Source organism: Bacteroides clarus, from assembly GCF_015555825.1.
GTDB lineage: Bacteria > Bacteroidota > Bacteroidia > Bacteroidales > Bacteroidaceae > Bacteroides > Bacteroides clarus.
The window spans coordinates 58,906-83,834 of the sequence record NZ_JADNLF010000011.1; the positions used below are offsets into that span (position 1 = coordinate 58,906).

19 protein-coding genes are annotated in these 24,929 nt (G+C 50.5%); 7 read left to right on the forward strand and 12 right to left on the reverse strand.

Features of this window, described 5'->3' with window-relative positions:
- Window positions 1–126 precede the first annotated feature (126 nt).
- Window positions 127–1,362, forward strand: a complete 1,236-nt coding sequence (locus I2F54_RS12450; RefSeq protein ID WP_009121744.1) for a fucose isomerase — start codon at window positions 127–129, stop codon at window positions 1,360–1,362.
- A 24-nt stretch (window positions 1,363–1,386) separates the two neighbouring features.
- Here the strand turns inward: I2F54_RS12450 and I2F54_RS12455 are convergent, their stop codons facing one another.
- The 11 genes from I2F54_RS12455 to I2F54_RS12505 form a co-directional block, all read right to left on the reverse strand.
- Window positions 1,387–3,990 (reverse strand): sensor histidine kinase, encoded by a 2,604-nt coding sequence (locus tag I2F54_RS12455; protein WP_195501372.1) that lies wholly within the window; start codon window positions 3,988–3,990, stop codon window positions 1,387–1,389.
- Window positions 3,991–4,085: 95 nt separating this feature from the next.
- Window positions 4,086–5,348 carry an ABC transporter permease gene (locus I2F54_RS12460; RefSeq protein ID WP_181993185.1) on the reverse strand — a complete coding sequence of 421 codons (1,263 nt, stop codon included), beginning with the start codon at window positions 5,346–5,348 and terminating at the stop codon, window positions 4,086–4,088.
- A 9-nt stretch (window positions 5,349–5,357) separates the two neighbouring features.
- Complete coding sequence (locus tag I2F54_RS12465) at window positions 5,358–6,638, reverse strand: ABC transporter permease (protein WP_009121741.1); 1,281 nt, start codon at window positions 6,636–6,638, stop codon at window positions 5,358–5,360.
- 28 nt (window positions 6,639–6,666) lie between these two features.
- Window positions 6,667–7,905 (reverse strand): FtsX-like permease family protein, encoded by a 1,239-nt coding sequence (locus I2F54_RS12470; RefSeq protein ID WP_195501373.1) that lies wholly within the window; start codon window positions 7,903–7,905, stop codon window positions 6,667–6,669.
- A gap of 33 nt (window positions 7,906–7,938) precedes the next feature.
- Complete coding sequence (locus tag I2F54_RS12475) at window positions 7,939–9,231, reverse strand: ABC transporter permease (protein WP_022218733.1); 1,293 nt, start codon at window positions 9,229–9,231, stop codon at window positions 7,939–7,941.
- A gap of 47 nt (window positions 9,232–9,278) precedes the next feature.
- The gene (locus I2F54_RS12480; RefSeq protein WP_022218734.1) at window positions 9,279–10,556 is read right to left on the reverse strand and encodes an FtsX-like permease family protein; all 1,278 of its coding nucleotides are present in this window, start codon (window positions 10,554–10,556) and stop codon (window positions 9,279–9,281) included.
- A gap of 13 nt (window positions 10,557–10,569) precedes the next feature.
- Window positions 10,570–11,844, reverse strand: coding sequence for an ABC transporter permease (locus tag I2F54_RS12485; RefSeq protein WP_195501374.1), 1,275 nt, complete (start codon window positions 11,842–11,844; stop codon window positions 10,570–10,572).
- 71 nt (window positions 11,845–11,915) lie between these two features.
- The gene (locus tag I2F54_RS12490) at window positions 11,916–12,581 is read right to left on the reverse strand and encodes an ABC transporter ATP-binding protein (RefSeq protein WP_009121737.1); all 666 of its coding nucleotides are present in this window, start codon (window positions 12,579–12,581) and stop codon (window positions 11,916–11,918) included.
- A 19-nt stretch (window positions 12,582–12,600) separates the two neighbouring features.
- The gene (locus tag I2F54_RS12495) at window positions 12,601–13,848 is read right to left on the reverse strand and encodes an efflux RND transporter periplasmic adaptor subunit (protein ID WP_009121736.1); all 1,248 of its coding nucleotides are present in this window, start codon (window positions 13,846–13,848) and stop codon (window positions 12,601–12,603) included.
- A 230-nt stretch (window positions 13,849–14,078) separates the two neighbouring features.
- Window positions 14,079–14,234 carry a hypothetical protein gene (locus I2F54_RS12500; RefSeq protein ID WP_195501375.1) on the reverse strand — a complete coding sequence of 52 codons (156 nt, stop codon included), beginning with the start codon at window positions 14,232–14,234 and terminating at the stop codon, window positions 14,079–14,081.
- Between the two features lie 39 nt (window positions 14,235–14,273).
- The gene (locus tag I2F54_RS12505; RefSeq protein ID WP_195501376.1) at window positions 14,274–15,194 is read right to left on the reverse strand and encodes a glucosaminidase domain-containing protein; all 921 of its coding nucleotides are present in this window, start codon (window positions 15,192–15,194) and stop codon (window positions 14,274–14,276) included.
- A 99-nt stretch (window positions 15,195–15,293) separates the two neighbouring features.
- On the opposite strand from I2F54_RS12505, the gene cdd reads away from it, so the two are divergent.
- The 6 genes from cdd to I2F54_RS12535 all read left to right on the forward strand — a co-directional run bounded on the left by cdd (window position 15,294) and on the right by I2F54_RS12535 (window position 23,413).
- Window positions 15,294–15,776, forward strand: a complete 483-nt coding sequence (gene cdd, locus I2F54_RS12510) for a cytidine deaminase (protein WP_087413192.1) — start codon at window positions 15,294–15,296, stop codon at window positions 15,774–15,776.
- A 262-nt stretch (window positions 15,777–16,038) separates the two neighbouring features.
- On the forward strand, window positions 16,039–17,640 hold the full coding sequence (locus I2F54_RS12515; protein ID WP_195501377.1) for an ABC-F family ATP-binding cassette domain-containing protein: 1,602 nt from the start codon (window positions 16,039–16,041) through the stop codon (window positions 17,638–17,640).
- Between the two features lie 81 nt (window positions 17,641–17,721).
- Window positions 17,722–19,242: a 4Fe-4S binding protein gene (locus tag I2F54_RS12520; protein WP_195501378.1), complete on the forward strand. Its 1,521-nt coding sequence runs from the start codon at window positions 17,722–17,724 to the stop codon at window positions 19,240–19,242.
- 161 nt (window positions 19,243–19,403) lie between these two features.
- The gene (locus tag I2F54_RS12525) at window positions 19,404–20,825 is read left to right on the forward strand and encodes an aldo/keto reductase (protein ID WP_195501379.1); all 1,422 of its coding nucleotides are present in this window, start codon (window positions 19,404–19,406) and stop codon (window positions 20,823–20,825) included.
- A gap of 64 nt (window positions 20,826–20,889) precedes the next feature.
- Window positions 20,890–22,782, forward strand: a complete 1,893-nt coding sequence (locus I2F54_RS12530; protein ID WP_195501380.1) for a TonB-dependent receptor — start codon at window positions 20,890–20,892, stop codon at window positions 22,780–22,782.
- A gap of 118 nt (window positions 22,783–22,900) precedes the next feature.
- A complete protein-coding gene (locus I2F54_RS12535) occupies window positions 22,901–23,413 on the forward strand; it encodes an ECF transporter S component (protein WP_087413189.1) in 513 nt (170 codons plus the stop codon).
- A 217-nt stretch (window positions 23,414–23,630) separates the two neighbouring features.
- Here I2F54_RS12535 and I2F54_RS12540 read toward each other — a convergent pair whose 3' ends face one another.
- Entirely contained in the window at window positions 23,631–24,929 is a 1,299-nt protein-coding gene (locus tag I2F54_RS12540) for a glycoside hydrolase family 88/105 protein (RefSeq protein WP_410518269.1), read from the reverse strand.

Genomic DNA, 24,929 nt, shown 5'->3' on the forward strand with positions numbered 1-24,929 from the left:
AAAAACCTTATCTATATTAAAAACACTATGCTATTTCAAAAGAATCTTGTACCTTTGAAATAGTAAACAAATGGACAACTACAACCGTTTTATCATAAACCAACATTAAAAATAGTAAGTAATACCATGGTCATCAACCTAATAACTTTTGCTTCACTGTTACATAAGCAAGCATCTGTTCGCAGTTCCCATGAAATAATATTGACTGAGTTGGAGAAATATTTCACCGTCAATTTCATAGATTATCAAGATATTAACAAGCTGACCCCCGATGACTTCAGCATCCTGTTCATCGCCACCGGCGGAGTGGAACGGCTGGTCATCCAGCATTTCGAATCGCTTCCCCGCCCCGCCATCATCCTTGCGGACGGCATGCAGAACTCACTCGCCGCCGCCCTCGAAATATCTTCCTGGCTGCGCGGACGCGGCATGAAAAGCGAAATCCTTCACGGCGAACTGTCCGAAATCATCAAACGCATTTTTGTACTCCACAGCAACTTCATGGCGCAACGCAGCCTTTTCGGAATGCGCATCGGCGTGATAGGCGCCCCGTCCGGCTGGCTCATTGCCAGCAACGTGGATTATCTGCTTGCCAAGCGGCGTTGGGGAGTGGAATACACCGATGTCGCCCTTGACCGCATCTACGAATATTACGCTCAAATCACCGATGACGAAGTGGGCGAAGCATGCGCCCGCCTCGCCGGAAAAGCGCTTGCCTGCCGGGAAGCGTCCCCCGAAGATATGATAAAGGCGATGCGCCTGTACCGGGCTATCCGAAAGATTGTGGACGAAGACCGCTTAAGCGCGCTCACCCTGAGCTGCTTCCGCCTGATAGAGCAGACGGGCACTACCGGATGCCTGGCGCTTTCCCTGCTGAACGACGAGGGTATCATCGCCGGATGCGAAGGTGATTTGCAATCCATATTCACCATGCTCACCGCCAAAGTGCTTACAGGGAAACCCGCTTTCATGGCCAACCCGTCCATGATTAACGCGCGCACCAACGAAATCATACTGGCGCATTGTACAATCGGCATCGCGCAGACAGAGCAGTTCATCATCCGCAATCACTTTGAAACGGAAAGCGGTATCGGCATACAGGGAATACTGCCCACCGGAGACGTGACAATCGTGAAATGCGGCGGAGAATGCCTGGATGAGTATTATCTCGGTACGGGCACGCTCATCGAGAACACCAATTACATCAATATGTGCCGCACGCAGGTACGCATAAAAATGAATGCTCCGGCAGAATATTTCCTGAGAAATCCGCTGGGAAACCATCACATCCTGTTGCATGGCAACCATGAACAAATACTTGACGAGTTCTTGCAGTCGAACGGATGCAAGAGGATAGAATAAGGCTGTAAACGCTCCGCAATTACATTACATCACATCGTCGCTCAGTCTGACTTCAAAGCGGGTTCCTCTGCCCAGCTTTGAAGTTACCGTTATCGTTCCATGCAGACGTTCCACAATCGTCTGGCAGATACTCAGCCCCAAACCTGCGCCTTGCGTAAAGCTGTCCGCCTTATAGAAACGCTCGAAGATATGTTTCTGGTCTTCATCGGATATACCCGCCCCGGTATCTTCCACGAAAACGGTTGTGTATCCGGGTTCTTCCATGCTGTATCCCAACGTGATGCTGCCCTTCGCGGTAAACTTCCTGGCATTGTTGATCAGGTTATTCACAACCTGCTTCAAACGCACGGAGTCGGTAACGATATCTTTGCCTGTCCCTTCCGGAAAGTCGGTGCGTAATTCCACCCCTTGCGGCATGCTCAGCCTCTGAGAGTCGTAGACCTGCTGCATGATAAACGTAAGGTTGTAGGAAGAGAGCTGAAAGTCCATTGTGCCCGACTCGATGCGTGAAAGGTCCAGAATATCGTTAATCAGAGCCAGCAACAGGGTACAGTTTATATTGATGGTCTCGACAAACTGCTGCACTTCTTCCGAAGAAAACGCTTCCAGGTCTTTCAGCAAATCGGAGAAACCGACTATCGCGTTCAGCGGAGTGCGTATCTCGTGGCTCATATTGGCCAGGAACGCCGATTTCAGTTTATCGGCCTGCAAAGCCCGGTCACGGGCGGCGATAAGCTCGTCTTCGGTGTCTTTATAGCGCTGAATACTCTGGCACACACCCAATACCATATAAGGAATATCCGCCGTCAGACCGTCATAAGCGGTACTGCGGAACTCCCACCACTCGTACCCGCCATCCGCGTTTTGCAGCCGGAAACTCATACGCGAGTTCGGCTCGTGTCCCAGCATGATATCATTGAAATGCTTGCGTGTACGGGGCAGGTCTCCCGGATGAATAATCAGGTCCAGCTCTTCCCTGGATATATACCCCGTATTGTCATAGCAGTTGAAGCGTTGCAACAATCCGCCGGGGAAGTGGAAACATTTCAGCCGCGTGTTGTACTGCCACGGATAGATGGAACTCTCTTCGATGGCCATATTGAAGAAACGCCTCTGCATCTCCTCTTCGGATATGTTACGGCAGACAATGGCCATACCCGTCAGCTTGTCTTTCGCAAAGATAGGAACCACCTCGCCCGAAACCGGGAAATAAGCGCCTTTCGTATTCTCCTGCATGAACGCCTTTTCCGGTATAATAACAGGTTTCTTGTCCCGTATCACCTGCTTCAACAAAGTTTGCAGGATATTCTCGCCATTCATGTAGATATGAAAAATGGAGCCGGCAATCTGCCCTTCGTACGAACGTGCCATATACGTATCGGACGATAAGCCCAGCATCTCCACCAAAGCCCGGTTGACGAAATGGATCCGCAAATCCGTATCATACGTTATCAACCCGTCGCGAATGGAGCAGAATATCTTATCGAATTCATCCCGTTGCTCCACCAAACGGTGCTGTACCAGCAGACGGGTCTGCGCGTGGATGCGCTTGCGAGCCTCGCGCCGGTTGCTCCGATAAAGCCAGGCCACAAGAAACGCCAGTGCGCCCACCGTCACCGAATAGAAAAGGATAAACCAAACCCGATAGCGATCCATTAAAGGCACATTCAGAATGGTTCCCCGCTTCTCAACGCTCTCCACGTCCACATGGAAAAAGTCCAGCTGCTTATAATCGAACAATAACTTACCGTCCAAATCCCCCACCCCGAACGAATCGGGCGACCGCCCTTTCAGAATGTCCGCCGCCTGTACGCCCGCAGCATAGGTATCCGCCGCCGGCTCTACGTCATAAACGCATAACACGCCGCTCGTCATCGCCAAGTTCTGATTGGCAAATACGGGAGCTTTCAGCTTCAAGGAAAGAAAAGGAATCCATTTAGGAGCTATAACAATGTGCTTATACGCGTGATAATCGTAGCAGATAGAGGTAATAATGGTGTTGAGGGACTTCTCCTGCACATTCAGTTTCTTCAAACTGTATCCGGGATGCTTCTCCTTAAAAGCCACCCAGGCATCTTCCACCGCTTCCACCCCTTTAGAGCTCAAGAAGCTGCTGTCCGTCAGGCAGACAATCTCCTTGCGCGCGGGAAACAGACGTATGGCTTCTTCAAGCAGCACATTGAAATCCGTCTTTGAAGTGAAGCCCGAAACGTTCGGCATTCTGTCAAACAGCTTCTTATCGGGATACTTAATGCCCGAAACCACCACCGGTATCTGATACGGCAAAGAATCGCCGCAATGGGTTAAAGTAAAGAAAGCCTCATCGCTGGACGTCACAATCAAGTCTGTTTTACGCTGCCTGGCACGTTCGCATATACGGCGCATGATAACGCACTCCGAAGCGAAAGTCCAAAAGTCGGCGTTCAGGTATTCCGTTACCACGTCAGCCTTTACGCCACCCTTCTCCAAGCCGTTCTGCAGACCGGTAATAAGATTATCATGCCAAGAAGCGCTGTTGGTATATGATTGTATGAAAAGTACGTTATAGTTGTTTTCCGCAGCCGAAAGTGTTCCCGATATCAAGCACAGGAAAGCCCATGAACATAGTAAGAAAAAGTGTTTTCCCATTTCGTTTGTTTTGATTTGTCTGCGTAAACTTCTTTATAGTCACGCAAATATACAAGGTTATATTGAGAATTTACACCTTTTTCCTTAAAAAAACTTTATTCATCGTGCAATGCCTCGGCCGGATGTACTTTCATCGCTCCATAGGCGGGATACCAGATTCCGGCAACAATCATCAGCGCCATAAGCATCCATGTCAAAACGAGAGCCGATAAAAAACGTACGGCATCGAAAGGCATCTTGCCCACATCCACCAGTTCGGCATAACCGATATTAAAAGCTATGACAGCCGCCGGCAGAGCCGCCAACGTGAGCAGCAGTATCCCCTCATACATGAGGTAGGAGAAAATACCCCGGCGCGAGCTGCCCATCGCCAGCCGCAACGCAACCTCTTTACGACGCTGCTGCGTACGGAACCAGAATGTTCCGATAACACCCAGGAAGATATTCAGCAACAGGAAACCGAGCACGCAAAGCTGTGTCTTCCATTCGTTCATGTCTTCCAGCTCGCAGATTTCACGCAAATGCCCGAACGGTGTAATATCCAGCAGATAAAGGTTGCCCACCTGATAAAGACGGTCGGCGTCATCCATCAGCTTTTCGGCAAAGTCCTTATCGGCATCTTCGGAAACGCGCAAACTGACGGTGATATAACGGGGGTCTGCAAAATCCCGTAACCTGTTCACGTCAAGCGGAAGGGCGGCAAAAGCCCCGCCCCACTGCGACGGCGTATGGAAATGCGACCAGCGCACAGGCGTACCCACCGCACCGATGCGGCGGCGGACGTCCTTACCGTAGTTCAAAAGCGAAACTTCCCGTCCCTGCAAAGATGCGCTACCGCCCGTTTCCGGATGTCCTTCGGTGAGGTTGGAAGATACCACCAGTTCATCGTTACGGAGTGCGGCCTCTACTTTGGCGAAATCCGCTTCTTCCGTAAAGGAATAACGGAAGACACGGAAGAAGTCCGCGGTGACCCAAAGAAGACGCGCGTTGACGGCCACAGAGTCAATGCCCAAGTCGATGCCGTTGCTACCCTCATTGTACGGAAAACAGTTTTGCGAAAGGGCGACGGCCTCTACACCGGGACAATGACGCAGCCTGTCCGTAAGCCGGAGTAAATCATCCATATCGTCATCCGCAGTCAGCTCCGGATTATAAAGAGGCGAGTTCGCTCCCAGCCTGCTTACGGTAATGTTGTAGCAATGCTCCGTATCAAATCCCATCGGAGCGTGATAGACGCGTGTGGTGACAAGCGTCCAGTCCACAATGTACCACAGCACGACAAAGACCAGCAGCAACTCCACAAAGAGAAAAAGATTGCTGTTCCACTCGTTCTTTATTTGTTTCAATATCGTTTTCATAATCATCGTTTACCTTTGGTTAATCGCATCCGTTATATTCATTCTCGAAGCGCGCCATGCCGGTATGCCCGCCGAAAGGATGTTCATCAGCAAGCAGAAGCCGAAAGCCGCAAGAAACGCCCAGGGCGAAAGCAGCATGCCCGGTGTCAGTGTGGTTTCACCGCTGAGGTAGGCATTGGTGCTGTTGTCGAAGAGGAAGCCGTTCAGCAGGAAAGTGGCGGCATAGCTCAGCGCAAGTCCCAATACGCCGGCAAACAATGTCAGCAACAGGTTCTCAAAGAATATCTGGCGCATCAGTTCCCCGCCCGTAGCCCCGAAAGCCTTGCGCACGCCTATCTCCGCCATGCGCTTACGCATACGGGAAAGCGTCATGCTGCTCAGGTTGATGGCAGGTACAAGCAACAGAATGACGATAACGAGCGTGTAATGCAGGATAATGGCTTTGGTATCGGGCGTTTCGCTCCACTTGCGGTAAAGATTGGCAAACTGTTCATCGGGTTGCCCGCGGTAAAACACTTCCGAGTCACGCAACCCGTCGTTATATTTGCGGCGGAGTTGTTCCACCTCCTCACGGATAGCCGGAAAATCGGCTACGGAATGTGCGAGGATAACCGCTCTCATCTGTCCCATAGTGTCTTCCCACCACGTCAGCCGGTTAATATCCGTGGAAGTATAAGGCACCCACACCTGCGCATAAGCAGAAGTGGCAAGTACGGACACATCCGCCACCACACCGGATATACGGTACTCCACATGGTTCAGTTGTACCGTTTTTCCCGCAACATCCGTCGTGCCGAACAGGCGGCGCGCCACCGTAGCGCTCAGCACGGCGCATGGCAGTCCGGCATCGCTGTCGGCCTTTGTAAACGCCTTGCCGCTGAGAAACCGAAACCGGAAGATAGACCAAAAGGCATCGTCCGTCTGCACCATGTCGGCAGTGGCCTTGTTGCCCGCCGGCAAAGACACACGTACCTTTTCGGGCAAGGAAATCAACGTGACCGCTTCCGCCGTGGTGAGATTCTTAAAGCACTCGCGCCCCGTACGTACCGACATGCGGGCGTTGGACGAATCACCGTCGCTCCCACCCTTGTTCTTGACGGACATGGCAGACACATACAGCGAACGGCTGCGGTTCACTTCCGGCTCACAGTCCACAAGCCTTACCTGAAAAGTGATGACAAGCACCATAATCATACAGATGGCCAATGCCGTACCCAGTACGGAAACCCACGTTATGATAGGATTCTCGCGCAAATGATATAGCGCTTGCTGAAAATAAAGACGTATCATATTCTGTTATCGGTTTAATTTCTTGAATTCATTCATCGTGCAGAGCTTCCGCCGGTTGTACCTTCATCGCCTTACGCGCCGGAATACCGATACCAATCGTAATCATCAATCCTATCAGGACGAAACTTACGGCCGCGCAAAACAACAGACGCCCCCACTCCAGCGTCGTACCGTTGCGCCAAGAATTCAGTTCCATGCTTGCCAGGTTATAATCGATGATGAATGCTATCGGGGTGATAAGTAACAGCAAAAGCAGTCCTTCGCTTATCAGACGGACGAAAATACTCATGTCCGATGCTCCATGCGCCTTATGCAGGGCAATCTCCGAACGGCGTTGCTGGGTACGGAACCAGAAAGTGCCGAGCAGCCCCAGGAAGATATTCAGCAGCAGGAATCCCATTCCCATCACGTAATTACGCAAATCATTGCTCCATGACTGCTGGAAATTACGGCGGATATCCTTAAAAGAACGCACTTCGGAAATATAGACGTTGCCGATGCGGAACTGCTTCTCGCTGTCCGCCTTCAGGCGCCGGATGAAGTCATGGTCTTGATTAGCCCGGACACGCAAGCAAAGTTCCAACCCAATATCGTACCAGTCCAGTTTATAGAGAAAAGTATAAGAGCTTCGAGCTTGTTGGAAGTCGTTGTAACGTACATCCTTTAAAGCCGCCCCCAATCGATAAGTTTGTGTTGTATCACCAAAAAGCTGGCAACGTTTGCCTACAAGTTCTGTCAGCGGACGACCGTACTTCCGGTAGAGGTTATCGGAAGCAAGGAACTCTCCTTTTTCCAACATCCCGGCAAGCTGTTCGGGCGTTTCACCACGTGTACCCTGATAACGGAACACACGTACAAAATCGGGAGTTACCATACGGCGGATAGTCCAACTATCAGAAACCAGTGTATCATACCGAACCATATCAGTAGAATTGCTGCCATTGTATGGATAGGAATTTTGCGAGAGACTTACCGCCTCAATTTCCGGACGGCGGCGTAAGCGGTCTACAAGTTCAAGAATATCGGCATCTTCCTGTTCATCGGTTTGGTTCGGAATATAATCAGGACTCTTGTCCGTGAGTTTTCCCATTTCAATAAGGTAACAATGACTGATGTCAAAGCCTCGCGGTTCCAAGTAGGTAGCTGCACGCGTATAGAGATAATCTACCACAAACCACATCACAACGCTCACAACCAGCAGTTCCAAAGCCAGCCACAGGTTATTGCGCCATTCATTCTTTATCTGTACCAAAAGTTTCTTAGTCATTTCTTTCTGCGATTAATAGTTAGCGACGAGCGTTTAGTGCAACCGTCCACCCAATGCATTCACTATCCCGATACGTGAAGCGCGCCATGCCGGAAAACCGCTGCTCATCAAGTTCAGCACAAAGCAAAAGAGCAGCGCCCAGGCAAAGGTGGAAGCATGCAGCAGGATTGAAGCGTCCACTTCCGGCGGATTCAAAGTCTGGCTGAACTCCTGCGCAAAAAGCAACGTGTTGCCCACGTACGCAAAAACCACGCTCAGCAGCAGGCCGACAATACCGGCCAATAAGGTTATCACCAGATTCTCCGCTATAATCTGCCCCATCAGCTCCATGCGTGTACTGCCGAAAGCACGGCGTACCCCGATTTCCGCTACCCGCTGACGCAAACGGCTCTGCGTCATGCTCGAAAGATTGATGGCAGGCACTATCAGCAAGATAACGAAGATGATAATCCGCTGGCGGCGGGCCGCATCCACATCCGGTTCGATATTGGCGCCGAAAGCGATGGCATTCTTTTCCTGGTCGTAGGGACGGTTACGGTAAATCAGTTCCCAGCCGTTCTTTCCGATGAGCGTGTTGTACGCCGATTTACGGCGTTCGGCTTCCCGGCGGATAGCGGGAAAATCATCCCGGCTACGCGCCAGTATCGTGCAACTCATCATTCCCATATGCCGGTCGTTCCACGTATCATTATCCATACCCGTCGAGGTATACGGAACCCATACCTGCCCGTAAGCGCAATCCGCCAGCGTGGACACATCTTTCACGACACCGGCCACGCGATAGGGCGCATGACTGAGGAGAAATTCACGTCCCTCCACATCGGTCGTACCGAAAAGGCTGCGCGCTACACTTTCCGTAAGTACGGCCGCCGGTTGTCCGGCGTCGAATACGGCTTTATCGTAGGGCTTTCCATTGATAAAGGAGAAGTCAAACACACGCCAGAAGATGTCATCCGTCTGCCGCAAATCCACGCTGACCGCCGGCTTGCCCGGCAAAGAAACAGGTGTGGATACCGGGAAAATGGTATAAATAGTGACGGCTTCCGGTGTTTTCAGCGACTGGAAACATTCACGGGCGGTCTGCACGCTCATCGGTCCGTTGCTCGTCCCTTCGCCCCAGTTCGAGTTGGAGATGCTCATCGACTTGACGTGCAGAAAGCGGTCGCGATTACTTTCGGGCGCGAAAGGAGCCACCTTTACCTGCTGCATCATTACCACCAGCATAATCAGGAAGATGGCAAGCGCTGTACCGGCTATACCGACCGCACTCATCAGCGGTTGCTGGCGAAGCTGCGCCCACGCTTGTGTAAAATATTGCTTTATCATCTGTTCATTCGCTATTTTAACAGTACACTATAATCAGTTTTCTACTTTTACTCTTCGTGCAATGCCTCTGCCGGCTGTATGCTGACAGCTTGCTGCGCCGGAAACCAGATTCCCACTATCACCATCGACGCCATCAGCAGCCATGCGCCCAACGTGCCCGACAGGAAACGAAGGAAACTCCATTCCACCGGCCAGGTGGTAATCAGTTCGGTATGTCCCATCGTAAATTCGGCAATGCCCACATTGTAGCATACAATCATGGCCGGGAGCGTAACAAGGGTCAGCAACAGCAATCCCTCTCCCATAAGCAAACAGAATATCTGCTTCTTCGTGCTGCCCATCGCAAGCCTTAAAGCTATTTCATTGCGACGGCGGCGGGTACGGAACCAGAATGTACCTATCAGCCCCAAAAACACATTCACCAGCAGAAACACCACTACGACCGTCTGCGTATTCACTTTATCCACATCGCCTCTCACCACCTCAAACTGATATTGCTGTTCCGTATAAGGAACGACGTCGGCTATAAACATATTGTCGGTGTCCAGATGCGGAGCTATCTCTTTAAGGAACCTGCTCCTGTAATCGGGAGAGTCCATGTTTTCTTTCACACGGAAAACAATCTGCGCCGTATAATCCTTCAATTCCGTCCGTATTACATTCTCGTCCATTCTCCGGAAAACCCACTTCGCGTCAGCCCCATAACGATAAGAACGGAAACCGCCAATCATACCGCTTTGGGTAACAACGTTCGCAGAATCCCCGTACCAGTTCAGGGGAGTATCCAATGAGAAGCCGGGCACTCTCTCCTTAAAATAAAGAACCGCATCCTCGCTCAGCATTACATAATTGCCGGCGGTAATATCACTTCCCACGGGCATTGCCGCAAACGGACGTTTGGCATCTTCTTTCATGCGGAACACCCGGGTATATCCTCCGGTGGCGTTTATCATGCGCAAATCGCATCCGATGGTATCTTGCACAGCCAGCGAGTTATAAGAATTATTACCGCTCATCGGCAGGCTCCAATACGACAGGGCGGCCACTTCCACCGTGGGTTCCCTTTCGAGTTTTTGCAGAATACTTATATATTTATCCCCTTTTGTCATTCCGGCATCCCGGCTTTCACCGCCCGTAATCATCGAAAGCTGGTAAACATGGTCTATGTCATACCCCAACGGGCGATAGAACGTATACTTCAGGCATCCCAACGAATCGCAGAGAAACCACATCACGATAAACACCAGAAACAGTTCCGCAAGCACCCAGCCGTTATTACGGAGACGCGCCCGAATCATACGTAAGTTATGTACTATGAATTTCATAATCAATCTCGCTTTATTTATCGTTCAAAGAATCTACAATCGTGTGCCGTGCGGCAAGCCATGTGGGCAGACCCGCGCTCAGCAGGTTGATGACCAGGCAGAAAAGGAAAGCCAGGCCAAACACCGCCGGACTGAACAGCACCGACATGCTCAGGTCGAAGTCACCGGAAGTACCGATGTTCTGACTATTGGTGAACAACCACGTACGCATTCCATACACAGCCAGATAGCTGAATACCAGCCCTACGACTCCGCCTATCAGCGTCAGCACAAGGTTCTCGTTCAATATCTGCCTTATCAGTACGCCGCGCGTCGCCCCGAATGCCTTGCGCACTCCCAGCTCGCTGATGCGCTGCTGCATACGGCTGTTGCTCAGCCCGCAAAGATTGAGTGACGGCACCAAAAGGATAATGAGCAATGCCAGGAAATACTGCATGTACAGCATCCGCAAGTCCGGCCCTGTGTTGGCCCACACATGATTGACATGCGCCACGATTTCATCGGGTTGTTCCATGATATCTATCAGCATTTCGTTCTGCACGGCATTGATGTCTTTCACCCGCTTCTCCATTCCTTGCCTGATGGCCGGAAAGTCATCGGATGAGCGCGCCAGCGCAACGACCGTATGCGCGCCGATATAGTTCCGAACGGAAACGGCATCCTGCAAATCGGCCGGATACATGCGCCACACCTGTGCGTAAGCGTCTTTGGCTATTACGGACACATCCTTCACCACTCCGCACACACGCGCCTCGTTGCGGTTCAGCAGCACCGTCTTACCTACCGCATCCGTAGTACCGAACAGTTTCCGGGCGACAGAAGCAGATATCACAATAGCAGACACATCACCGCCCCGGTCCGAATCATCGAATCCGCGTCCGGCGACGAACTGCATCCGGAACACTTTCCAGAAACCCGGATCCGTCTCCATGGCATCCACCTTTACGCTGTTAGTGCCATCGGGCATGGAAACCAAAGCAACTCCCGCCGGAACAAACGCCGTACAAGCCTCCACTTCCGGCAACGGCTGCACACACTCTTTCATAAAAGCCGGCGAACAGGAGCTATAATTATTCCACTCCTTATTTCCTTTGCCCTGCAAATGCATCTTACTTATATATAAACAACGGCTGCGGTTCACTTCCGGCTCCATATCCGCATATTTCATCTGCCAGGTAATTACAATCGCCATAATCATGGTTATGGCAAATGCCGTACCCAATATGAAGATGGTACTCAGCAACGGATTCTGCCGCAGAAGCATAAGGGCTTGACGAATGGTTTGCATGGTGATGAGGGGGGGATAAGTTATGGGTTATGAGTTATAAGTTATGAGTTATGGGGGATGAAGGGCGGGAATTATTCTACCTGACGGCCGTCGAAGAAGCGGACGGTACGGCTGGTTTGTCTGGCCTGTTCTTCATTGTGGGTCACCATTACGATGGTGCGTCCGTCTTCTTTATTCAGCTGATGCAACAGCTCCATGACTTCCGCACCCATCTTGGAGTCCAGATTACCGGTAGGCTCATCGGCGAGTATTATCTCCGGATTGCCGATGATGGCGCGCGCAATGGCAACACGCTGGCACTGACCGCCGGAAAGCTGTGTAGGCATGTGGCGCATACGGTGGCTCAAACCCACCTTCTGCAATACTTCCTCTGCCAGACGGCGACGCTCCTTGGCCGACACCTTTCTGTACAGCAAAGGCAGCTCCACGTTATCCAGTACATTCAGCGAATTAATCAAGTGGAAAGACTGGAACACAAACCCCAGCTTCCGGTTACGGAAAGCCGCCAGTTCCCTGTCCTTCATGCCGTCCACCTTAATGCCGGCTATTTCAATCGTTCCGCCGGTAGGCGCATCCAGCAAACCCATAATGTTCAGCAAAGTAGACTTACCGCAACCGGAAGGACCCATGATACTGAGGAATTCTCCCTTGTTCACTTCGAGGTTTACATTCTCCAACGCTACGGTTTCAATCTCGTTCGTACGATAAATCTTGTTGATGCCAGTTAACTTAATCATAATGGTAAGTATTTAATTGTTATTTCAGTTTCAGCTTATTCTTGTTCTTATACTGGCTCATGTCGCTCACCACCACTTCATCACCCGGTTGCAAGCCGCCAATAACCTCTACAAACTCAAAGTTGGAATCGCCCAGCTGCACTTTGCGCTTCACAATCTCGTTATCGGAATTACGGACAAACAGTTCGTATTCCCCGCGTCCCACATAGTAAGAAGCGTTGGCAATGCGCAACACGTCCTCTTTCACGGCGTTCATCACATACACATCCGTTTTCAGGCCGGAGCGGAGACGGCGGTTGTTATCCTCATTCAGTTGTACGGTAAAGGAGATAACGCCGTTCTTGGACAACGGAGTGACACTGCTGACCGCCCCTTCCAGTTTCTCATTGCCAATCTTCACAACGGCCTTGCCGCCGGCAGATACACGGTCGCCGTACGTATCGGCTATCTCGCCCTCTACTTTGAAGTGGCTCAAATCGGAGATGACGGCAATCTGCGAACCCTCCGCCACCTGCGCGCCAATCTGGTTATTGATGTAAGTAAGGATGGCCTTACGGGGCGAACGGATTTGCGCGTCGTCCAGCGTACGTTTGGTTTCGGCCAGCGTCTTGCGGAAGATGCTGAAATCCAATTCCTGCACCTGGTATTCCGCATCCAGCACTTCTTTCTCGTTGGCATACTGTTGCTTCAACTGTTCGTATTCCAACTCGGCCACATTATAGCTCAGCTCCGCCTGACGCACTTTATCGGTAGTGCCGGAGCCGAGGCTGTCGAGGTATTGCTCATTACGCAGCTCCACCTTTTTGCGGTTCAGCTGCATGGCAGAAACCTTTATCTTCATCTGCAAGTCATTCAGCTTGGTCATGTTCTCCAGTTTGAGCTGTTTCAGCTTGTAGCTGCGCATCTGTTCCTCGTCCAGCTTCTGCTTATAATCGGTTTCGGCGCTCTGCAAGTCCAGCTTCAGGATAGGCGTGCCTACATCCACGCTGTCGCCGCCTTTCTTATATACTTCCAGAATACGGGTGTTGATAGGCGAATTGATAATCTCCTCAAAGGCAGGAACCACCTTGCCTGAAGCGCTTACGCTGACCTCGATAGTGCCCTGGTTCACTTTTGAAAACACAAGGTCTTTTTCTTTCACGCCGGTACGCATCAACGAAATGAGTACACTGATAACGACGATACCCGCAGCGCCCATGCCGCCATAACGAATGATTTTCTTGTTACGTTCTTTGTTACGAACTTCTTTCGGAATCTCTCTATCCATATTCTCTGTCTTTATTTACTGTTTTATGTTGCCGCCGTCCTGTCACGTAAACGGACAGCCGCGATTCTTCGTCCTTATACTTGCGAAATCCGTGCCAAAAATGTAAATCATTGAAAACAAGCGTTAAAACAAAAAAGAAGAGTGTCCGTTTTCGGACACTCTGTACATTTTCGGATAGCGGACCGGTACACAAAAGGGACAGGCATGGCACATCCCGCCGACAACATGCTTTAGTAACGGCAATACCAACCTTTGGTACAGCCGATACCAACAGCCGGTACAAGGAATACCAACGCTTGGTACGACGTGTACCTAAGGCTGGTACGCTTCGTACCTAAGCAGGGTACACGACGTACCAAAGCGCGGTATCTCTTTGGTACGCGCATCTCACTGAATTACAATAGGATATAAAAGCCGTAATCCGCTTATCTCAAACGCAGCCTGTCGCCTACTTCCGGCACGTATTCCGCATCCTTGCGGTTCATCTTATACAGGTTCTTCAGGCGAATGCCGTACGTCTGCGAGATGGAGTGCATGGAATCGCCGTCCTTCACGATATAAACGGTATGAGGCTTGGCCGCTTTCTTGCGCTTGCCTTTCAGATAGATGATATCGCCGGCCTCTAAGGTATAGTCTTTGTGCAGGTCGTTATACTTCACCAGTTTGCGCCAGCTGATGCCGAACTCCTTGCCCAGGAATTGGAAGGTATCTCCGTCACGTGCCACGACATAGGCTATGTCATTGGCGATATACACCTGGTGCGGATTGGCGAGCCAGGGCTTCTTCTTCAATTCCTTCTCCCAATTGCGGGCTTCACGCTTGCTCATGCCGCGACTGTCATACCTATATAAGTCGTAGTCCTCGATGATGGTTATCAAGCGGTTGGCGTAAGAGGGGTCTGTGGCATAGCCCGCTTTTTTCAGGCCGCGCGCCCAGCCTTTGTAGTCGGTAATCTTCAACTTAAACAGGAAAGCGTAGCGGGCGCCGCGTTTCAAGAAAAGCGAGTGGTCTTCGTAGGAATCCTTCGGATTGCGGTAGGCGCGGAAACACTCGTTACGGGCATCATCGTCGTGCCGCACGCTGCGTCCCCGCCAACTGCTTCCGCACTTTATGCCGAAGTGGTTGTTGCTTTTACGCGCCAGCGTACTTTGCCCCGCACCGCTTTCCAGCAGACCTTGCGCCAGCGTAATGCTGGCGGGTATCTTATGTTCCTTCATCTGCTCTACGGCAAGCGGAGCATACTGCTTTATGTATTCATTGTAGCGGGAGTTTCTGCGTTGCGCCTGCGTGGCTACGGAAACAAGAAGAAGCGCTATGATAGCGGTCAGTCTGAAAATAGGTTTCATGCTTCAAATGTTGAATTTGACACAAAAGTCTGCAAAAGAATTGAAAAAACCAATCTCTTTCCTATCTTTGTAACATTAATTACAATAAACCATTACTCTATGAAAGACCTGAACATACAGATTGCTATCAAGATATACGACTACGAAGAACTGAGTGCCGCCGACCGCGAGCTGATGGATGCCGCCCGTCAGGCAACTTTCCGCAGCTATGCCCCCTACTCGCATTTCTCCGTGGGCGCGGCAGCCCGATTGGCAAACAATACGATTGTTACAGGTACCAACCAGGAGAATGCAGCCTATCCGTCGGGACTTTGCGCGGAACGCACCACCTTGTTCTATGCCAACTCCCAATATCCCGACCAAGCCGTAGAAACGCTTGCCATAGCCGCGCGCAACGAACGCGGGGAGTTTCTGGAAGAGCCCATTCCCCCATGCGGCGCCTGCCGGCAGGTGATGCTCGAAACGGAGAAACGCTTCAAACGCCCCATGCGCATCTTGCTGTTCGGCGAAAAAGGCATTTATGAATTGAAGAATGTAGGCGCATTGCTGCCGCTTTCATTCGATGCGTCTTCCATGTTATAAACAAGATGTGTACCTTATTATAAATAAAATGCGTACCTTTGCAACCGCTAACCAATAAATATCACCGATGAGAATAGTTAAGTAAAGACAGCACATTTCGGTAAACATCACTTTATACATGCTTTTCATATCAGAACGCTGAGCATCACTCAAAAGGTGTATGTTTGGCCTTTACTGTGTTTGTCTGTTCCCCACAGCCTTGCGAGAGTTGAAAATGTGTCATGCGGACACCTATGTTATCTACCCTGAACACAGTATTTTTATGAGTATCATTATCAAAGACCTCAGCTATATCCATACCGATAAGGAAGTTTTGTTTTCCAACCTCAATCTGATTATCAATTCCGGAGAAAAGACCGCGCTGACAGGCAACAACGGTTGCGGAAAGTCCACCCTGATGCGTATCCTTGCGGGAGAAGTATCGCCGGGCGGCGGCAGCGCGTATTGCTCCGGGCATCTTTTCCATGTGCCCCAGCATTTCGGGCAGTACGACGGACGGACGGTTGCGCAGGCATTGGGCATAGACCGTAAGCTAACCGCTCTCCACGCCATCCTGAACGGTGATGCGGCGGAAGAACACTTCGTCCGGCTCGATGACGACTGGAATATCGAAGAACGCGCCCAAGCCGCGCTCGACGCATGGCAGTTGGCCGGTATCTCCCTTTTGCGCCCGTTAAAGGGGTTGAGCGGCGGAGAGAAAACACGCCTGTTCCTCGCCGGCATGGAGCTGGGCGAGCCGGGCACCATACTGCTGGACGAGCCGACCAATCATCTGGATACCGCCGGACGGGAACGCTTGTATGATTTCGTACGCCGCACTTCGGCTACGGTACTCGTTATCAGCCACGACCGTACCCTGCTAAACCTGCTACCCGCCATTTGCGAGCTTTCCCGCAACGGACTGGCTTACTACGGCGGTAATTACGACTTCTATAAAGAACAGAAAGAAGTGCACCGCAACGCCCTGCAACAGCAGTTGGAAGAAAAAGAAAAGGCTTTGCGCCTCGCCCGCAAAACCGCCCGTGAAGTGGAAGAACGGAAAGCCAGGCAAAACACACGAGGCGAAAAGGCTTCCATAAAGAAAGGTATTCCGCGTATCCTGTTGGGCAGCCTGAAGAATCACGCCGAAAACAGCAGTAGCAGGCTCAGTAATGTCCACGCCGAAAAGGCGGGAAAGATTCAGCAGGAAATAACAAGCCTGAAAGGCTCCTTATCGCGAACGGACAAGTTGAAAACAGACTTCAACGCCCCGGCATTGCATACAGGCAAAATACTCGTTACGGCACGGGATATCAATTTTCATTACCCGGACAGCGACGCAAACCTTTGGCCGGCTCCCCTCAGCTTTCAGCTGCGCAGCGGCAGCCGATTGTGCATTAAAGGGAATAACGGCAGCGGTAAGACAACCCTGCTGAAACTGATTACCGGCGAACTGGCACCGACCGGCGGAGCGATAGAGCGTGCAGACTTTACCTATGTTTATCTGGATCAGGAATACTCCCTTATCCAAAATGGATATACCGTTTCGGAACAAGCGGAAACCTTCAATCTGCGGCATCTGCCGGAACATGAAATAAAGACCATCTTAAACCGTTATCTTTTCCCGCAGGACGTTTGGAACAAACCTTGCGGCAAATTAAGCGGCGGTGAGAAAATGCGCCTTGCCTTCTGCTGCCTGATGATTGCCGATAACACTCCCGACATATTTATGCTGGACGAACCTACCAATAATCTGGACATCGAAAGCGTTGAAATCATCACGGCCGCGATACGTAACTATCAAGGTACCATACTTGTTATCTCGCACGACCGGGAATTTCTGAAAGAAGCGGGAATTGAACAAGAAATAAGCTTTTTTCTGTAAAATTGGTAAAAACAACTGTAATCCATATACACAAACTAATGATAAACTCCGTATTTTTGCGACGATAAAACTATTATGACTATGTTACGTACTATCAGACTGACACTTGCAATTGTATTCTTTGCGCTCGTCACGCTCCTGTTCCTCGATTTTACCGGAACGCTGCACGGATGGATGGGCTGGATGGCAAAGATACAGTTTCTCCCCGCACTGCTCGCACTGAATGTAGGTGTGGTATTGCTGCTTGTTGTATTGACCTTGCTGTTCGGACGCGTCTATTGTTCCGTTATCTGTCCGCTCGGCGTATTTCAGGATGTCATCTCCCGGTTTGCGGGCAAACGGAAGAAAAACCGCTTCCGCTACTCTCCCGCAAAAAAATGGCTGCGTTATGGGATGCTGGCATTGTTTGCCGTCACCCTCATTGCGGGGGTACGCTTTCATGCGGTCGCTTCGCTGCTCGAGCCGTACAGCTCTTATGGGCGTATCGCTTCCAATCTTTTCGCTCCCGTCTACCAGTGGGGCAACAATCTGCTGGCATACCTGGCGGAACGGGCGGACAGCTACGCTTTCTATGAAACAGAGGTGTGGATGAAAAGCCTGCCTACGTTCATCATAGCGTCCCTTACTTTTGTCGTACTCATCATATTGGCATGGAGAGGCGGGCGTACGTACTGTAACACGATTTGTCCGGTGGGTACGGTACTCGGCTTCTTGTCCAAGTATTCCCTTTTCAAACCGGTTATAGACACAGCGAAGTGCAACGGCTGCGGACTTTGCGCACGCAACTGCAAAGCTTCGTGCATCAACTCCAAAGCTCACGAAATCGATTACAGCCGTTGCGTGGCGTGCATGGATTGTCTGGATAAATGTAAGCAGGGCGCCATCACCTACACCCGCCGTCATAAAGCAGGTGTAGAGAAAGTAGCTGCCCGGAATCAGTCCCGTGCAGCGACCGGTACTGCCGAACCGATAGATGATACCCGGCGCGCATTCCTCTCGGCAACGGCAGTGTTGGCCGCTACCGCAGCCTTAAAGGCGCAAGAGAAGAAAGTGGATGGCGGACTGGCTGTCATCGAAGATAAGAAGATACCCGCACGTGCCGCCGCCATCACTCCGCCGGGGTCGTTGAGCGCACGCAATTTCGCGCAACACTGTACAGCCTGCCAACTATGCGTTGCGGTATGTCCCAACCAAGTACTGCGCCCCTCTTCCGACCTGACGAAACTGATGCAGCCGGAAATGTCCTACGAGCGCGGCTACTGCCGTCCCGAATGTACCAAGTGTTCGGAAGTATGTCCGGCAGGTGCAATCCGGCCGATAACGAAAGCTGATAAATCTGCTATCCAGATAGGCCACGCCGTATGGATAAAGGAGAATTGCATCTGCATCACCGATGATGTGGAATGTGGAAACTGCGCCCGCCATTGTCCGGTCAGCGCCATACAAATGGTAGCTTCAGACCCCGGGAATCCGGAGTCCAAAAAAATACCCGTTGTCAATACCGAACGCTGCATCGGCTGCGGAGCATGTGAGAATCTTTGCCCGTCACGCCCGTTCAGCGCAATCTATGTGGAAGGACATATTATGCACAGGACGGTGTAAAGACCAGGTGAAAAAGCGGTAAAACGATGAGGTGATGAGATAATGAAGTGATGAGACGCTGAAGTAGCGCTGAAGCAGTGATGAAGCGGCAAGGTAATGAAAGAGTATCATCACGAATTATATAAATAAACGACTGAATCAATTAATATCATTGGGGACTTATGGATAAGAATAATAACCATAACAATAATAATAGCAATAAGATTAACCGCCGGGACTTTTTCAAGCTTGCCGGCGCAGGAACACTCGCATCGGCAGCCGCGCTGTATGGCTGCTCCGGTAAAAACAACAGTTCGGACAGCGAATCGGCCGCTTTGGGCGAGATTCCTACCGATAAGATGGTCTACCGCACCAATCCTACTACGGGCGACCGTGTATCGTTATTAGGCTACGGCTGTATGCGCTGGCCTACCCGGAAACGAGCTGACGGAAACGGGGATGAGATAGACCAGGAAGCCGTCAACGAACTGATAGACTACGCCATTGCCCACGGCGTGAATTACTTCGATACATCCCCGGCATATGTGCAGGGTATGTCCGAGCGTGCCACGGGTATCGCCCTGAAGCGCCACCCGCGTGAAAAGTTCTTCCTCGCCACCAAACTGTCCAACTTCAGTCCCAGCACCCACAGCCGTGAGGAGTCACTTGCCATGTATCACCGCTCTTTCCGTGAACTGCAAGTGGATTATATCGACTATTTGCTGTTGCACGGTATCGGCATGGGCGGTATGGAAGCCCTGCACAGCCGCTATCTGGATAACGGCATGCTCGACTTCCTTCTGAAAGAACGTGAAGCGGGGCGCATCCGCAATCTCGGTTTCTCTTATCACGGCGACATCAAAGTTTTCGATTATCTCCTCTCCCGACACGACGAACTGAAATGGGATTTCGTACAAATCCAGCTGAACTACGTCGACTGGAAACATGCCAAAGAAGTAAATACCCGCAATACGGATGCCGAATATCTGTATGGAGAACTCGTAAAGCGCGGCATACCTGCCGTCATCATGGAGCCGTTATTGGGCGGACGTCTCTCCAAACTGAACGATCACCTGATGGCACGCCTGAAACAACGCCGTCCGCAAGACAGCGTAGCTTCCTGGGCATTCCGCTTTGCCGGAACCTTTCCCGATGTGCTGACGGTGTTAAGCGGCATGACGTATATGGAACATCTGCAAGACAATCTCCGCACCTTCTCCCCGCTCGACCCCTGCACGGAAGAAGAAATGGCGCTGCTGGAAGATACGGCGCAGATGATGCTGACCTATCCCACCGTTCCGTGCAACGACTGCAAATACTGTATGCCTTGTCCCTACGGTCTGGACATCCCCGCCATATTGCTGCATTACAACCGATGCATCAACGAGGGCAATGTGCCTAAAAGCAGTCAGGACGAGAACTATCGCGAAGCACGCCGCGCCTTCCTCATCGGCTATGACCGCAGCGTACCGAAGCTTCGCCAGGCAAGTCATTGTACCGGATGCGACCAATGCAACCCGCATTGTCCGCAGGGCATTGATATTCCCAAAAAGTTACAGGAAATAGACCTATTTGTAGAAAATCTCAAACAAGAGAGACTATAATACAAACGGAAAAAGAAAATACGCCCTATCTTTGGCGGAGCAAATAATGAAGAAAGTAATACGAATGAAGAAAAAAGCAATATTACTCCTTTCGATAACCGGTATCTGGGCAATGGCAGGATTCGCGCAAACAACAAAAGACAGCACGCGCATTGCCGGAAGCCTGACAATAGATGAAGTGGTAGTCACCGGAACAAGAAACGAAACGGATATACGGCATCTGCCAATGACCATCTCCGTAGTCAACCGCAAAGTGCTGGAACAAAGTTTTCAGCCGTCCGTTCTGCCCGTACTGACGGAGCAAGTGCCCGGCCTGTTCACCACGAGCCGCGGTATCATGGGATACGGCGTGTCTACGGGAGCGGCGGGCGGAATGAGCCTGCGCGGTATCGGCGGCAGTCCTACGGCGGGCTTGCTGGTGCTGATTGACGGACATCCCCAATATATGGGATTAATGGGGCACCCCATTGCCGACGCCTATCAAACCATGCTGACCGACCGGGTGGAAGTGCTTCGCGGCCCCGCCTCGGTGCTGTACGGCTCCAACGCCATGGGCGGCGTCATCAATATCGTGACCCGCAAGATGCAGGAAGACGGCATAAAGACCAATGCGCAAATTGGTTACGGTTCCTACAATACATTACAGACGGAGGTTTCCAACCGCATCAAGAAAGGGCGTTTCAGCAGTATCGTCACCGGCTCTTACAACCGTACCGACGGACATCGCGACGATATGGAATTTGAGCAATACGGCGGTTACGCCAAGCTGGGGTATGACTTCAACGATGCCTGGAAGCTGTGGGGCGACGTAAATATCACCCAATTCAAGGCTTCCAATCCGGGCGAGGCCGGTAATCCGTATATAGACAATGATTCACGCGTCACGCGCGGCATGGCTTCGTTCGCTCTCGAAAACCATTATGAGAAAAGCTCCGGCGCCTTGAGTTTCTTTTACAACTGGGGACGCCATAAAATCAACGACGGCTATCATCCCGGCGGAACACCGCAGGAATCCCACTTCAATTCCAAAGACCGGATGCTGGGTGTATCGTGGTACCAAAGCGCAACGCTTTTCACCGGCAACCGTCTGACTATGGGTTTCGACTATCAGCACTTCGGCGGCGAATCGTGGAACAGAGTGGTGGCCACCGGCGAACGTATTCCGGGTGTAGACAAGCAAATGGATGAATTTGCCGGATATGTCGATTTCCGTCAAGACCTCGGCGAATGGCTGTCTTTGGATGCCGGTATCCGTGTAGACCATCATTCGCACGTAGGTACGGAATGGATTCCACAAGGCGGACTTTCGTTTCACTTGCCCGAACAGGTGGAAATGAAGGCGATGGTAAGCAAGGGTTTCCGCAATCCCACTATTCGTGAAATGTACATGTTTCCGCCGCAGAACCCGGATTTAAAAGCGGAAAGTCTGATGAATTACGAGCTGTCCTTCTCACAAAGGATGTTGGACGGTGCTTTGTCTTACGGCATAAATATCTACTACATCGACGGTGACAACATGATTATGACCGTTCCCACGGACGGCAAGCCCAAGAACGTCAATACCGGCGAGATTGAGAACTGGGGTCTCGAAACCAATATCGGCTACCGCATCAATCCTCACTGGCAAGTAAACGCCAATTATAGCTGGCTGCACATGGAGAATCCGGTGGTTGCCGCTCCCGAACATAAACTCTATGCGGGCGTTGACTTTACACAAGGCCGCTGGGGAGTATCAACCGGGGTGCAATATATAAAAGACCTTTACACCAACGTAGGTAAAGGTAAGGAGAAGAAAGAAAGTTTTGTTCTTTGGAATCTGCGTGCCAATTATCGTTTATGCCGTTATGCCGACCTCTTTATAAGGGGTGAGAACCTGCTGGCGCAACGTTACGAAATCAACGACGGCTTCCCGATGCCCAAAGCCACCGTTATGGGCGGAGTGAACATCAACTTCTGACAAAATCAGGCATTACCGTCGTCAAGACCGTAGCCGTTTGAAATAATAGTTATAACTTTGTAAGCATAAAAATGATTATTTGATAAACCAATAAGATTACTCTATAAACTATAAGAACATGGAAACAAAAACTGTAAAACTCTATTCGCTGGATTACAGCAATGCAAAAACTTACTTAATGGCCGCATTGTTCATTGCAGGCAATATGGCGCTTCCTCAGCTTTTCCACCTTATACCGCAAGGTGGTATAACATGGTTGCCCATCTATTTCTTTACCCTAATCGGCGCCTACAAATTCGGCTGGAAAGTGGGATTGCTGACTGCCGTTCTTTCTCCGGTAATCAATTCGCTGCTGTTCGGGATGCCTCTTCCGGCAGTGCTTCCCGCCATTCTGTTGAAGTCCGTATTACTGGCGGTAGCAGCCGGTTGGGCGGCACACCGCTTCAACCGCATCTCTCTGCCTATTTTATTGGCCGTCGTACTGTTCTATCAGGTGGCAGGTACTTTAGGCGAGTGGGTTATGGTTGGCAGCTTCTTCCAGGCCGTACAAGATTTCCGTATCGGTCTGCCGGGAATGGCGATGCAGGTAGCAGGCGGGTATGCGTTGATAAAATATAGCGCATCGCTGTAATACATTGCAGGATTATCAAAAGTGGCGGAACTGTTTTCCGTACACTGTTTTACCAAAAGTATAGAGGCCGTTGGCCTCAACTCAAAAAGAAAACCTTAGAATCGATAATCAGAGAAAGAAATGATGAACTTTTTCTGCTTATCGAATTCTAAGGTTTCAACCAATATAATCTACGAGAATCAAAAACGTCAGTTTCTCAACAAAGAGACAGAACCGCTTACTTTATCTTGTCATATTGCTGTTCTGCTTTAATTTCCGTATAAGCAGGCGCATCTATCATCTCGACCAATGCCCTCAAAACAGGTCCTTCACCCATAGGGTCGTTTTTCCATTGCGGACGGTTATAATAAAATGATAAAGAAGGCATAATTCCCGTACCTGCACAAATTGCAGTGACATCACCCTCGGGCGTGATTTTTGTCAGCATCCCTTTCAAGCCTTCCCATGCCACATAGATATAATCGGGATGTAACCATCCTTCTTTAACTCCCTTGGCAATGCCGAAAACAAACATGGACGTTCCGGTTATCTCTTCATAAGAATCCGGTTTGTCGAGCAACTGATGCCATAACCCGTTAGCGCCCTGATAACGGATTACTCCATCCGTCTGCATCCGGAAGTTCTCGATGACATCTTCACGCATAGGATGATTTTCAGGCATTCTCGACAGTAAATCTGCCGTTGCCATAAATATCCATCCGTTGGCTCTTGACCAATGAGCTACTCCGTGTATCTTCGTGTCGGTATGGTAACAGTGATAATATACTCCCTTTTCCGGACACCACAGATAGCGGGTATAATTCAATATCTGATTGGCAGCATCATCGAAATACTTATTATCTCCCGTCACCTCTCCCATTCTTACCAAAAAGGAAAGAGCCATAAAAGCATCATCAGCCCATACCGTATTTACATGCGGCCACAACCGGGCAATAGTGCCATCGGCGAGCCGGGGCTCGGAAAACATCAAATGATGATTGGTGCTTTCGATATATTTCCGGAACGCTTCGTCAGGATGCTTCCGGTTCAAATCAATCAGGCTTGCTCCCATCGATCCGTTATCGTCCAAACGTTTATTACGATAAATCATGTGCCAGTTCAAGGCGTTCACCGCTTTCCAACCCTCATTCTTCAGCGTTTCCTCATACAATCGGCGGAAATAAGATTGATTGTCCGCGTCAAATACGAAATCCATGTTTTTCAATACATAGTTTTCGTATTTGGAATTACCCAGCTTATTACCCAATTCCATTAAGGCGATATTGGTAACTCCGTTCGTATAGTGCCAATCCAGATATTTACTCTTGACCTTCACCGCTTTATTCAATGGCGTATTCTTTAAGGATGTATAGGTCTTCCCGCTTTTCTTATCCACAAACTCATAAGTGGTGGACGCTAAAATACGGTCGGCTATCTTCACCGCCATCTCTCTGGCTTTGTCATTCGTTTGCGCCCCTGCCGGCACGCTACACAATTGCAACACACTTATAAAAACAAGACATAATTTTTTCATCAT

Excerpts from the sequence above, each read along its gene's own strand:
- I2F54_RS12505 (WP_195501376.1), bottom strand. The coding sequence starts at position 15,194 with ATGAAACCTATTTTCAGACTGACCGCTATCATAGCGCTTCTTCTTGTT.
- I2F54_RS12515 (WP_195501377.1), top strand. The coding sequence starts at position 16,039 with ATGAGTATCATTATCAAAGACCTCAGCTATATCCATACCGATAAGGAA.
- I2F54_RS12480 (WP_022218734.1), bottom strand. The coding sequence starts at position 10,556 with ATGAAATTCATAGTACATAACTTACGTATGATTCGGGCGCGTCTCCGT.
- I2F54_RS12500 (WP_195501375.1), bottom strand. The coding sequence starts at position 14,234 with ATGCGCGTACCAAAGAGATACCGCGCTTTGGTACGTCGTGTACCCTGC.
- I2F54_RS12495 (WP_009121736.1), bottom strand. The coding sequence starts at position 13,848 with ATGGATAGAGAGATTCCGAAAGAAGTTCGTAACAAAGAACGTAACAAG.
- I2F54_RS12485 (WP_195501374.1), bottom strand. The coding sequence starts at position 11,844 with ATGCAAACCATTCGTCAAGCCCTTATGCTTCTGCGGCAGAATCCGTTG.
- I2F54_RS12535 (WP_087413189.1), top strand. The coding sequence starts at position 22,901 with ATGGAAACAAAAACTGTAAAACTCTATTCGCTGGATTACAGCAATGCA.
- cdd (WP_087413192.1), top strand. The coding sequence starts at position 15,294 with ATGAAAGACCTGAACATACAGATTGCTATCAAGATATACGACTACGAA.
- I2F54_RS12470 (WP_195501373.1), bottom strand. The coding sequence starts at position 7,905 with ATGACTAAGAAACTTTTGGTACAGATAAAGAATGAATGGCGCAATAAC.
- I2F54_RS12525 (WP_195501379.1), top strand. The coding sequence starts at position 19,404 with ATGGATAAGAATAATAACCATAACAATAATAATAGCAATAAGATTAAC.
- I2F54_RS12460 (WP_181993185.1), bottom strand. The coding sequence starts at position 5,348 with ATGAAAACGATATTGAAACAAATAAAGAACGAGTGGAACAGCAATCTT.
- I2F54_RS12450 (WP_009121744.1), top strand. The coding sequence starts at position 127 with ATGGTCATCAACCTAATAACTTTTGCTTCACTGTTACATAAGCAAGCA.
- I2F54_RS12530 (WP_195501380.1), top strand. The coding sequence starts at position 20,890 with ATGAAGAAAAAAGCAATATTACTCCTTTCGATAACCGGTATCTGGGCA.
- I2F54_RS12540 (WP_410518269.1), bottom strand. The coding sequence starts at position 24,929 with ATGATGAAAAAATTATGTCTTGTTTTTATAAGTGTGTTGCAATTGTGT.
- I2F54_RS12465 (WP_009121741.1), bottom strand. The coding sequence starts at position 6,638 with ATGATACGTCTTTATTTTCAGCAAGCGCTATATCATTTGCGCGAGAAT.
- I2F54_RS12520 (WP_195501378.1), top strand. The coding sequence starts at position 17,722 with ATGTTACGTACTATCAGACTGACACTTGCAATTGTATTCTTTGCGCTC.
- I2F54_RS12490 (WP_009121737.1), bottom strand. The coding sequence starts at position 12,581 with ATGATTAAGTTAACTGGCATCAACAAGATTTATCGTACGAACGAGATT.
- I2F54_RS12455 (WP_195501372.1), bottom strand. The coding sequence starts at position 3,990 with ATGGGAAAACACTTTTTCTTACTATGTTCATGGGCTTTCCTGTGCTTG.
- I2F54_RS12475 (WP_022218733.1), bottom strand. The coding sequence starts at position 9,231 with ATGATAAAGCAATATTTTACACAAGCGTGGGCGCAGCTTCGCCAGCAA.